At 34.1% G+C, this 11,622-nt stretch carries 9 protein-coding genes; 7 read left to right on the forward strand and 2 right to left on the reverse strand.

The annotated features are described in order from the left end of the window. Positions 1–14: 14 nt before the first annotated feature. Positions 15–1,403, reverse strand: a complete 1,389-nt coding sequence (glmM, locus tag FG167_RS16030) for a phosphoglucosamine mutase (RefSeq protein WP_203459219.1) — start codon at positions 1,401–1,403, stop codon at positions 15–17. A gap of 124 nt (positions 1,404–1,527) precedes the next feature. On the opposite strand from glmM, the gene FG167_RS16035 reads away from it, so the two are divergent. The 6 genes from FG167_RS16035 to FG167_RS16060 all read left to right on the forward strand — a co-directional run bounded on the left by FG167_RS16035 (position 1,528) and on the right by FG167_RS16060 (position 8,026). Beyond that, on the forward strand, positions 1,528–2,121 hold the full coding sequence (locus FG167_RS16035; RefSeq protein WP_203459220.1) for an ACP phosphodiesterase: 594 nt from the start codon (positions 1,528–1,530) through the stop codon (positions 2,119–2,121). Between the two features lie 80 nt (positions 2,122–2,201). Next, positions 2,202–3,890 carry a gamma-glutamyltransferase gene (ggt, locus tag FG167_RS16040; protein ID WP_203459221.1) on the forward strand — a complete coding sequence of 563 codons (1,689 nt, stop codon included), beginning with the start codon at positions 2,202–2,204 and terminating at the stop codon, positions 3,888–3,890. A gap of 159 nt (positions 3,891–4,049) precedes the next feature. Then, on the forward strand, positions 4,050–4,718 hold the full coding sequence (locus tag FG167_RS16045; protein WP_203459222.1) for a DNA alkylation repair protein: 669 nt from the start codon (positions 4,050–4,052) through the stop codon (positions 4,716–4,718). Beyond that, positions 4,719–5,612 (forward strand): RimK family alpha-L-glutamate ligase, encoded by an 894-nt coding sequence (locus tag FG167_RS16050; protein ID WP_203459223.1) that lies wholly within the window; start codon positions 4,719–4,721, stop codon positions 5,610–5,612. It begins immediately after the preceding gene. A 48-nt stretch (positions 5,613–5,660) separates the two neighbouring features. Further along, positions 5,661–6,389: a hypothetical protein gene (locus FG167_RS16055; protein ID WP_203459224.1), complete on the forward strand. Its 729-nt coding sequence runs from the start codon at positions 5,661–5,663 to the stop codon at positions 6,387–6,389. 41 nt (positions 6,390–6,430) lie between these two features. After that, on the forward strand, positions 6,431–8,026 hold the full coding sequence (locus FG167_RS16060) for an NAD(P)/FAD-dependent oxidoreductase (RefSeq protein WP_203459225.1): 1,596 nt from the start codon (positions 6,431–6,433) through the stop codon (positions 8,024–8,026). Between the two features lie 143 nt (positions 8,027–8,169). Here the strand turns inward: FG167_RS16060 and FG167_RS16065 are convergent, their stop codons facing one another. Continuing rightward, positions 8,170–8,694 carry a hypothetical protein gene (locus tag FG167_RS16065; RefSeq protein WP_203459226.1) on the reverse strand — a complete coding sequence of 175 codons (525 nt, stop codon included), beginning with the start codon at positions 8,692–8,694 and terminating at the stop codon, positions 8,170–8,172. A gap of 173 nt (positions 8,695–8,867) precedes the next feature. On the opposite strand from FG167_RS16065, the gene FG167_RS16070 reads away from it, so the two are divergent. Next, a complete protein-coding gene (locus FG167_RS16070; RefSeq protein ID WP_203459227.1) occupies positions 8,868–11,585 on the forward strand; it encodes a zinc-dependent metalloprotease family protein in 2,718 nt (905 codons plus the stop codon). The last annotated feature ends 37 nt before the right edge of the window (positions 11,586–11,622 follow it).

Here is an 11,622-nt window from a genome sequence, read left to right on the forward strand (position 1 = left end):
ATTAGGTTAGTTACCTAAATATTTGCTATTTCCTTTAATTCTTTTATAAACTTATCTGCTAAGTTATCTGCTATTTCTTGCGATTTTGCTTCGGTATAAATTCTAATAATTGGCTCTGTATTACTTTTACGTAAGTGGACCCAGTTTTCTGGAAAATCAATTTTAACACCATCTACAGTAGTTATGTTTTTATTAGCATAACGAGCTTCCATCGTTTTCAAAATGGCATCCACATCAATCTGAGGTGTTAGTTGTATTTTCTTTTTACTCATAAAGTAGCTGGTATACGTTTTACGCAATGCACTTACGGGCATATCTTTTTCCGCTAATAAACTTAAAAACAAAGCAACACCTACTAAAGAGTCTCTACCGTAATGGCTTGCAGGATAAATAATTCCTCCATTACCTTCTCCTCCAATTACTGCGTGATTTTTTTTCATCAATTCTACTACATTCACTTCTCCTACTGCACTTGCTTCATAAGTTCCGCCATATTTTTCGGTAACATCACGTAGCGCTCTAGAAGAACTCATGTTACTTACGGTATTTCCTGGTGTTTTACTTAATACATAATCCGCACATGCAACTAATGTATATTCTTCTCCAAACATTTCTCCCTTTTCATCCACAAAAGCTAATCTATCCACATCTGGATCTACAACAATCCCAAAATCTGCTCGTTCTTTAACCACCATTTCAGACAAGTCTGTTAAATGCTCTTTAAGCGGTTCTGGATTGTGCGGAAAATGTCCATTAGGCTCACAATACAATTTAATAGGATGTACTCCTAAGCGTTCTAATAACTCCGGAATAGCAATTCCTCCTGTAGAATTCACCCCGTCAACAACCACTTTAAAACCTGCATCTTTTATAGCTTTTACATGAACCAAGTCTAAATCTAAAACAGCATCAATATGTAAATCAATATATGCTTGGTTTTTTGTTATTTTTCCTAAATCATCTACTTCTGCAAATTCCATGGTATCTGCTTCCGCAATATTTAAAATCTTCTCTCCTTCTACACCATTTAAAAATTCTCCTTTTGCATTTAAAAGCTTTAAGGCATTCCATTGCTTTGGGTTATGACTTGCTGTTAAAATAATTCCTCCATCTGCATGTTCCATTGGTACAGCAATTTCCACGGTTGGTGTTGTAGACAAACCTACATCTACCACGTGAATACCAAGACCTACTAAAGTATTCATAACCAAATTCTGAATCATTGCACCAGAAATTCTAGCATCTCTACCAACAACCACTTTATAATTTTCTTTATCGCGTTGTTCTTTTATCCAAGTACCATAAGCTGCCGCAAACTTTACAGCATCAATTGGTGTAAGGTTTTTACCTACTTGTCCGCCAATAGTTCCTCTAATTCCAGAAATTGATTTTATTAAGGTCATAAATTATATTTTATATTTAAATACAAATATAGTATTTCAAAGTTGTATTTATATAGTATGAATTTGTAAATTCACTGTCAGAATAAAGTCTAACTAAAAGATTCCCGTTTTCATGGGAAATACTATGAATTTTCTCGCACACATTTATCTTTCTGGGAATAACGAGTCTGTAACTATTGGTAATTTTATTGCGGATGGTATACGTGGTAAGAAATACCTGAAGTTTCCAAAAGACATACAAACCGGAATATTATTACACCGCCAAATAGACACATTTACAGATGCACATAAAACGGTTAGAGAAAGCACCAAACGTTTACATAAAAATTACGGACATTATTCTGGTGTGATAGTCGATATACTCTATGACCATTTTCTCGCTAAAAATTGGAGCAACTATTCTGATATGCCATTAGACACATATGTGGATACTTTTTACGATTCTTTACAAGATAATTTTGAAATGCTTCCTAGTCGTATTCAAAAAATGATGCCATATATGATTGCAGATAATTGGTTACTAAGCTATGCAACCATTGAAGGTATTTCTAAAGTTTTAGTCGGAATGAATAAACGAACAGAAAACCGTTCTAAAATGAATTTAGCAGTAAACGAACTACAAGAATTTTATAATGAATTTGAAGATGAATTTACACGCTTTTTTGAAGAATTAATTCAGTTTTCAAAGAAGAAATTAATAGAAATAGAAAATAGATAAATTGCACTTTGACTACACTCAGTGTAACTATCAAATAAAAATTTCCGTCTGAGGGCAGTCGAAGACCAAATATAATAATTATGAAAAACTACATTTTAATCTTATTGATTAGTATTGCTTTTTTCTCTTGTAAAACAGAAACCAAAAAACAAGCTACCGGACTAATCACCGAAAAAGCAATGGTTGTTTCTGCTCGTGAAGAAGCTTCTAAAATAGGAAGCAAAGTCATGCAACAAGGCGGAAATGCTTTTGACGCTATGCTTGCCACAGATTTAGCTTTAGCAGTTGCATATCCTTATGCAGGAAATCTTGGTGGTGGTGGTTTTATGGTGTATCGTTTAGAGAATGGAGAGATTGGCGCTTTAGACTACAGAGAAAAAGCACCTGCTGCAGCGACAAAAAACATGTATTTAGATTCGCTTGGTAATGTCATTCCTAATTTAAGTACTCGTGGCGCACTTGCTGTTGGTATTCCTGGAACCGTTGCTGGAACTTTTGCAGCACACAAACGCTTTGGAAAACTACCTATTGAAACCATTTTAAAACCAGTAATTGCACTTGCTAAAAGAGGAGTAATTGTTACCAAAAATCAAGAATTACGAATTGCTGAAAAACAAGAAGATTTTAAAACAACAAATACCGAAGATTTTCTATTTACGAAAGCCTGGAAAGAAAACGACACTATTAAATATAATAATCTTGCCGAAACACTTACCAGAATCATGCACAATGGTCCGGATGAATTTTACAAAGGGGAAACCGCAAAAATACTAGCAAAACACATTCAAAATAATGGCGGAATTGTAACCGAAGAAGACCTAGCAAACTACGAACCAAAATGGCGTAAACCAGTTACATTTTCGTATGATGATTTAAATATTATTTCCATGTCACCTCCTTCTAGTGGCGGAATTTGTTTAGCGCAAATCATGAAAATGATTGAACCCTATCCACTAGAAAAACTAGGCCACAACTCAGAAAAAGCCATTCAGGTAATCACAGAAGCAGAACGTCGTGCCTACGCAGATAGAAGTTTTTATCTAGGCGATCCAGATTTTGTTAATGTACCGCAAGAGCAATTAATAAGTAAAACGTATTTAGAAAACAGAATGCAAGATTTCTCTTTTGAAAAAGCAACGAAATCAGAAGATGTATCCCACGGAAAAGTACAAATTATAGAAAGCGATGAAACCACCCACTACTCTATTGTTGATCCATTTGGGAATGCGATTTCTGTTACAACAACCCTGAATAGTGGTTTTGGCTCTAAACTATTTTGTAGCGAATTGGGTTTCTTTTTAAATAATGAAATGGACGATTTCTCTAGCAAACCAGGAGTACCAAATGTGTACGGTTTAGTTGGTGCTGAAGCAAATAGTATTCTGCCAGAAAAACGCATGCTAAGTTCTATGACTCCAACCATAGTAGAGAAAAACGGAAAGCTTCATATGGTGGTTGGAACTCCAGGAGGTTCTACTATTATTACTTCGGTAATGCAAACCATTTTAAATGTGCATGAATATAAAATGAATATGCAACAAGCAGTAAATGTGCCTCGCTTTCATCACCAATGGTTACCAGATAAAATTATGATGGAACCAAATTCTTTTCCTTCAGAAACAATAAACAATTTAAAACAAAAAGGATATCATATCAATGAAGAAGACGCTCCTGTTATTGGAAAAGTAGATGCTATTTTGGTTTTAGATAACGGAAAATTAGAAGGTGGTGCAGACCCGCGTGGCGATGATACAGCAGTAGGGTTTTAATAATAAGGCTGTCTGAAAAGTAAAACTATTGTCATTTCGGCCAAAGTGGAGAAATCTATATTATTAAATAACAAGATTTTTCGACAAGCTCAAAATAACAAAATGCCTTTCTTATTAGACATACTTTTTTATATTTATTATTATTTTTAATAAATAATCATGGATTTCATTACACATTTAAAAGAAAGTTTCCACAAGAATTCCAATGCAGAATACGCGCAGCAAATGAAAGCGTATTTAAAAAATAAATTCGAGCTTTATGGTGTTAAATCGAAACCGCGTCGGGATATTTTAAAGGCTTCGGTGAAAGAACATAGTCCGGAAGTAAAAGCAAATATTATTTCTATTACCTTCGAATTGTATGCAGAACCACAACGGGAACTACACCATTGCGGTATGGAACTTTTTGAAAAACATTTTAAAAACAACTACCAAAAAGAAGATATTAATTACATAGAAAAACTAATAATAACCAATAGTTGGTGGGACACGGTAGACTATATTGCAAAATGGATTTTAGGTAATTATTTAAAACAATTTCCTGATCAAATACCAGAAGTAATATATTCCTTTTCAAAACATGAAAATATGTGGTTAAATAGAAGCGTATTATTATTTCAACTGGGATATAAAGAAAAAACAGATGCAGCATTACTGTTTCAATTATGCTTAGAACATAAAGAATCTAAGGAGTTTTTTATTCAAAAAGCCATTGGTTGGACTTTACGTGAATATGAAAAAAGCAATCCCGAAGCCGTTTTAAAATTTGTACAAAACCATATATTAGCTCCTTTAAGTCATAGAGAAGCGATTAGAAATATTATTTAGATGCATTTAGATATCGTAATACTAACCCAAAAAGAATATATAAACCCCAAGAAAAAGGATGCGTATGTTCAAAATGTTTTAAACGAAGATGTAATCGTTCAAAAGGCATTAGAAGCGCAAGGTTTAAAGGTGAAACGTATTTCTTGGGATGATCCTACTTTTGATTGGACCATTACCAAATATGCCATTTTTAGAGCAACTTGGGATTATTTTCATCGTTTTGAAGCCTTTTCTATTTGGTTAGAAAAAGTATCTAAGCAGACGACTTTATTAAATTCGGAAGCCATTATCCGTTGGAATATTGACAAGCATTATCTTTTAGATTTACAGAAAAATGGCGTCCACATCGCAGAAACGCATTTTATTGAACAAGGTGCTACCGAAACTTTACAAGAATTACATAGCAAATTCAATTTACAAGAAACCGTTTTAAAACCTTGTATTTCTGGAGCTGCAAGACATACCTATAAATTAAATAAAAGCAACCTTGCTTCACATGAAAGCATCTTTGCCGAATTAATTAAAACCGAAGCCATGATGCTGCAACCCTTTCAATATAATATTGTTAAAAAAGGGGAAATATCCATGATGGTTTTTAACGGAAAATTTACACACGCTATTTTAAAAACAGCCAAACCAGGAGAATTTAGAGTGCAAGATGATTTTGGAGGAACCATCCAAATCCACGAACCTACTAAGGCAGAAATAGCATTTGCTGAAAATTGCACCAAAGCATGTGCAGAAATGCCAATGTATGCAAGAGTCGATATTTTTGAAGATAATAATGGTAACATTGCACTTTCAGAATTAGAACTTATAGAACCTGAACTTTGGTTTAGAGAATATCCCGAAGCAGCAAAAGTATTAGCAAAAGCGATAAAAAACAAAATATAAGGGCATTGCGAAACACAAAGCAATCCTTCAATAATTAAATACACTTTCATGAGAAAGAAAAAAACAAGCGTAAAAAAAGTATTAAAAATAATTTCAGGAGCCATTATATTCCTAACCTTACCAACCTTCCTGTTTTTTGGTTTTTTATATTTTAAATATAACGAAGATTTGCCATTGGGAATTACTGGCAAACAGGCAGATGCTTTGGCTTACAAAATGCTGAATGCACTAGATCATAAAAAATATGAAGCTACAGATTATATAGAATTCACTTTTAAAAAGCGACATCATTATAAGTGGAATAAAGAAGAAAACACTTGTGAAGTCTATTGGAAAAACTACAAAGTCTATTTAGATTTTAACGATAATTCTAAGAACGAGGCGTATCAAGGAGATTTAAAAACCGAAGCTATTCTAGCGGAAGAATTAATACAAAAAGCAACAGACTATTTTAACAACGATACCTTTTGGCTCGTAGCGCCTTACAAAGTTTTTGATGGCGGAACAACACGAAGTTTAGTAACTCTAGATAATGGTCAACATGCACTTTTAATTACCTATACTTCTGGTGGTTCTACTCCTGGTGATTCGTATTTATGGCTATTAGACGAAACAGGAAAACCTAAAAGTTTTAAAATGTGGACTTCCATTCTACCCATTGACGGACTAGAAGCTTCTTGGAGCGATTGGACCACAACCGAAACCGGAGCCATGCTTCCAACCTTTCATAAATTGTTAGTTTTAGGTCTAGAAATGGAAGATATCCAAACCAAATAAAAACGTATATTTAAAATCACACTTTACAAATTAAAAGCATTATGATTCAATCTTATAAAAAGAAACTAGAACTTCAAGAGAACTATGATGCTATTATTATTGGATCTGGAATTGGTAGTCTTGCAACTGGTGCTTTATTGGCCAAACAAGGACAAAAAGTATTAATTCTAGAACGTCATTATGAACCTGGCGGATTTACACATACTTTTAAACGTAGAGGTTATGAATGGGACGTTGGTATTCATTATATAGGCGATATGCAACACCCAAAAAGCATTTTAAGAAAACTATTTAGTTATGTTTCTGATGATAATTTGCAATGGGCAGATATGGGAGATATGTATGATAAAATCATCATTGGCGATAAAGAATATGATTTTGTAAAAGGAGTTACTAACTTCAAAAATAAAATGATTTCTTATTTTCCGGAAGAAGAAAAAGCAATCACCGAATACATTAGTACTATTTTTAAAGCGAGTAAAACTAGTAAAAAATTCTATTTAGACAAATCTCTTCCGCCATTATTAAGCAAGTTAATTGGCGGATTTATGCGAAAACCTTACAATAAATATTCCGATCAAACTACTTACGACGTTTTAAGAAATCTTACCGATAACGAAGAACTAATTAAAGTACTAACCGGACAATATGGCGATTACGGTTTAGCACCAAAAGAAAGTAGTTTTGTCATGCATACTGCAGTTGCAAAACATTATTTTGCTGGAGGTAGCTTTCCTGTTGGAGGATCTTCACAAATTGTAAAAACGATAGTTCCCGTAATAGCCAAAGCTGGAGGAACACTTTTAATTAGTGCCGAAGTAGATAAAGTGATTATTGAAAACAATACAGCTAAAGGTGTAAAAATGAAAGATGGAAAATCTTTTTATGCTAAAAATATTATCAGTGGAGCTGGTATTATGACAACGTATAACAAGTTACTTCCGGAAGATACTGTTGCAAAACACCACTTAAAAGAACAATTACAAAAAGTGAAGCGATCGGTTGCTTCAACTTGTTTATATATTGGTTTAGAAGGCTCTCCCGAGGAACTTAAATTACCAAAAACAAATTATTGGATTTATCCAGAAGACTTAGATCATGACGCAAGTATTGCCCGTTATTTAGAAGACCCAGACCAACCTTTCCCTGTGGTTTACATCTCTTTTCCTTCTGCTAAAGATCCAGATTGGCCAAATAGATATCCAGGAAAAAGTGCCATCGATATTATTACACTCATGCCCAATGATACTTTTAACGAATGGAAAGGTACTAAATGGAAAAAAAGAGGCGAAGATTATGAACAGTTAAAAGAAAAAATAGCCCAACGATTACTAGAAGCACTATTCAAAAAACTACCACATCTTAGAGAAAAAGTAGATTGTTATGAATTATCTACACCTTTAACCACACAACATTTTGTGAATTATGAAGAAGGGGAAATTTACGGATTGGATCATAGTCCGAAACGCTTTAGACAAAAATTCCTGAAGCCAAGAACACCTATTAAAAATTTCTACCTAACTGGTCAAGATATTATGACAGCAGGAATAGGATCGGCATTATTTTCTGGTGTTTTAACTGCTACTGCTTTAACCAAAAAAAATATATTAAAGAAAGTACAGGCTTATAAAAACTAATTTCTAAAGTAATCTATGTTATTTAAATAACACCAATCCCAACTGCAAATTGTGACTGCAAACTGTAACTGTGACTGCAAACTGCGACTGCGACTGAAAACTAAGACTGAGACTGAAAACTGAGACTGAGACTGAGACTGAGACTACTTACTCTTTTGCCCAACAAACTGCTGTTCTTTAGATTTAAAAAGCACATTAAAAGTGGTTAAGCTTCCGTAGATACGTGTAATATATTGTTGTAAATCTGTTTTTTCTTGAGCTTGCAGATTACTAGAATTTACCTTTTGTTCCATAACACGAAGTCGGTCTCTAACCATTGTTATTTTATGAAAAAAGTCTTCCACTTTAATTTCTTTCGGTTTAAGATTAGTGTCTTCTGGTTGCAGAATAAGTTTTCCACCTTTCCACTTATCGCCAATTGGCACAATTTCCGATACATCGCTCCACTTTTTTAAAATTTGCACCAAGCTACTTTCCACATCAAATAAACTGATGGTATCCACTTCATTTTCGGCCGCTTCAATAACTTCAAAATCAGCATCTAAATCTATGGTTTCCAATCCGTTTTCCATAAAAGTAACCCAATACTGTTTAGAGGTTATATTGGTTACTACTCCTTTTCCAAATTCGCTGTGGTTTATTCTGGAACCTATTCCTAGTATTTTCATATCCTTTTTTACTAACTAAAACATTAATTAAAAACCTGTTATACCTTTACTGTTTTGTAACTTATTTAAAATAAAAAGCAAAGCACTAAATTATAAAATACAAAATATTACCTTTCGTCTTAATATATAATTTAAAAATTGTTATTTTTGAATAACCTTAATAACCATAAATCATGATAAAAAAATACCTAATTATTTTATTTTTTCTTCCTTTGATTAGTTTTTCCCAAGGAAAATCTTTTTGGAAAGTATCAAATAACACTAATTTTAACCAAGACCAATTACTAGAACGAAAATCCATACCTTCTGTATATGATATCTATACGTTAGACTTTAACGGATTAAAACAACTACTGTCTGAAGCTCCTAAAAGAGATCTAAATTCAAGTTCAAATGTTGTTATCCAATTTCCCGGAGCAGCAGGAAAAATGGAAAATTTCGAAGTATATAATGCTTCTATTTTAGATTCAGAATTAGCTATCAATCATCCAGAAATTCAATCTTATGTTGGTGTTAGTAGAGAAAAAACGGGAACTATCCTTCGTTTTTCTACAACCATTTTTGGTTTCCATGCAACCGTTCATGCTATTGGGCAAACGTTTTACATAGATCCATTAACCAAAGATCTAAAGAACTACATGATGTATGCCAAAGGAAATCTTTATTCTAATTTAGAAGAAAGAATTGGATGTCTTGTAGATGACACTACCGAAAACAGAAATACAGAGACTAGTTCTGGCGCTAGAAATGCAAATGATGGCGTCTTAAGAACCTTTCGTTTAGCTTTATCCTGTACGCAAGAATATGCAAACTATCACATTAACGCAGCTGGTCAAGCTGGTGCAACAGATGCTGTAAAAAGAGCTACTGTTTTAGCTGCAATGAACGTTACAATGACTAGAGTTAATGCTGTTTTTGAAAGAGACTTATCTACAACAATGACTTTAGTTAATAATGCAAGTATAATATTTTTAGCTGAAAATGATGGGTTTACTGATGATGACGCAAGTTCATTAATTAATGAAAACCAAACCATTGTGGACGCTAATATAGGTACATCAAACTACGATATTGGACATGTATTTACTACAGGAGGTGGTGGATTAGCTGCTCGTGGTGGTATTTGCTACAGTAATGCTAAAGCAAGAGGAGTTACTGGATCTCCAAATCCAGTTGGTGACCCATTTGATATAGACTTTGTAGCTCATGAAATGGGACATCAGTTTGGTGCAAACCATACATTCAATGGTGGACAAGGAAATTGTTCTGGCGGAAACAGAAGCGCTACAACTGCTGTAGAACCAGGAAGTGGAACAACTATTATGGCTTATGCTGGTATTTGTGGCTCAGACAATGTACAAGGAAATAGTGATGATCATTTTCACGCTATTAGTATTGACGAAATGTGGACACGTATCACACCTCCAGGAGAGCCAACGTGCTCTACAGAGACACCGAATGGAAACACTGCTCCTACTACAAATGCAGGAGGTGATTACACGATTCCTTACGGAACAGCATTTACGTTAACAGGAACTGCTACCGATCCAGACGGAACCACATTATCCTATTGTTGGGAACAAACAGATGTTGGTGTTTCCACTAACGTTCCTTCTACGACAAGCACAACAGACCCTCAATTTAGATCGTATTCTCCAAAGACAACTGGAGATCGTACATTCCCAGAATTGAATTATATTTTAAACGATAACTTAACACCTACATGGGAAGTAGTTCCTAATGTAGCTAGAACTATGGATTTTGCCTTAACGGTTAGAGACAATGATTCTCCAAATGGTGGACAAACCAACAGAGATGACATGACAGTAACCACAGCAAATGCAGGTCCTTTTATCGTTACTGCACCAAGCACTACCAATGAAAGCTTTAGTTCTGGATCTACAACTACTATTACTTGGGATGTTGCGGGAACTAATGGCAATGGTATTAATACAGCAAATGTAAATATCTTATTGTCGATAGATGGCGGACAAACATTTACAAGTACTTTAGCAGGTAACACACCTAATGATGGTTCAGAATCTATTACATTTCCAATAGGACAAGAACCATATTGTAGAATTAAAATTGAAGCTGTAGGAAACATCTTTTTTGCTATGTCAAAATCCTTTTCTATAGGCGCAACGGTAGTAACAACCACGAACTGTAATACATATACCACAGGGTCAATCGCTACAGCAATTCCAGATAGTAGTGGTGCAAATGTGCAAGGAACTCCAGTTTTTATACCTGTAACCGTTACAGAAACCACTCCAATTACAGATGTTAGAATAAGTGCTGATGTTACACATAGTAATATTGGAGATTTAATCATGCAATTACAAACCCCTAATGGAGGTGGATTTTCTAATATTTGGGCAAGAACTTGCAGTGATGCACAATATGGTAATATAGATGTCACACTTAAAGATGGTGAACCAGCAATACTATGTGCTTCGCCAACTACAGGAACCTATGCTCCAGCAAGTCCTATGACAGGGTTTATTGGTAATAACCCTTCTGGAACGTGGAATCTTGTTTTTGTAGATTTTTATAATGGAGATGCTGGAGTTGTAAATGAATGGTCTATAGAGCTTTGTACTACAACTACAATTGTAACATTAAGCACAGAAAATTTAGAATTAAGCAACTTTGCTTTATACCCAAATCCGAATAAAGGAAATTTCTCTTTGGCCTTCGATTCTAATTCTGGAGAAAACATAAATGTTAACGTATATGATATTTCAGGAAGATTAGTTTACAACAAAAACTACGATGCAACATCTAGATTTAATGAAACCATTTCTTTAAACAACGTTAGTTCAGGAATGTACCTAATGACGGTTATAGATGGTGGCAAAAGAATTACAAAGAAATTGATTATCGAATAATTAATAGTTAACCAAATAAAGAAAGCTCTAAAACCTA

The organism is Lacinutrix sp. WUR7, from assembly GCF_016864015.1.
Lineage (GTDB): Bacteria > Bacteroidota > Bacteroidia > Flavobacteriales > Flavobacteriaceae > Oceanihabitans.

Bases quoted from the DNA above. Each gene is read 5' to 3' on its own strand.
- glmM (WP_203459219.1), bottom strand. From the start codon at position 1,403: ATGACCTTAATAAAATCAATTTCTGGAATTAGAGGAACTATTGGCGGA.
- FG167_RS16035 (WP_203459220.1), top strand. From the start codon at position 1,528: ATGAATTTTCTCGCACACATTTATCTTTCTGGGAATAACGAGTCTGTA.
- ggt (WP_203459221.1), top strand. From the start codon at position 2,202: ATGAAAAACTACATTTTAATCTTATTGATTAGTATTGCTTTTTTCTCT.
- FG167_RS16045 (WP_203459222.1), top strand. From the start codon at position 4,050: ATGGATTTCATTACACATTTAAAAGAAAGTTTCCACAAGAATTCCAAT.
- FG167_RS16050 (WP_203459223.1), top strand. From the start codon at position 4,719: ATGCATTTAGATATCGTAATACTAACCCAAAAAGAATATATAAACCCC.
- FG167_RS16055 (WP_203459224.1), top strand. From the start codon at position 5,661: ATGAGAAAGAAAAAAACAAGCGTAAAAAAAGTATTAAAAATAATTTCA.
- FG167_RS16060 (WP_203459225.1), top strand. From the start codon at position 6,431: ATGATTCAATCTTATAAAAAGAAACTAGAACTTCAAGAGAACTATGAT.
- FG167_RS16065 (WP_203459226.1), bottom strand. From the start codon at position 8,694: ATGAAAATACTAGGAATAGGTTCCAGAATAAACCACAGCGAATTTGGA.
- FG167_RS16070 (WP_203459227.1), top strand. From the start codon at position 8,868: ATGATAAAAAAATACCTAATTATTTTATTTTTTCTTCCTTTGATTAGT.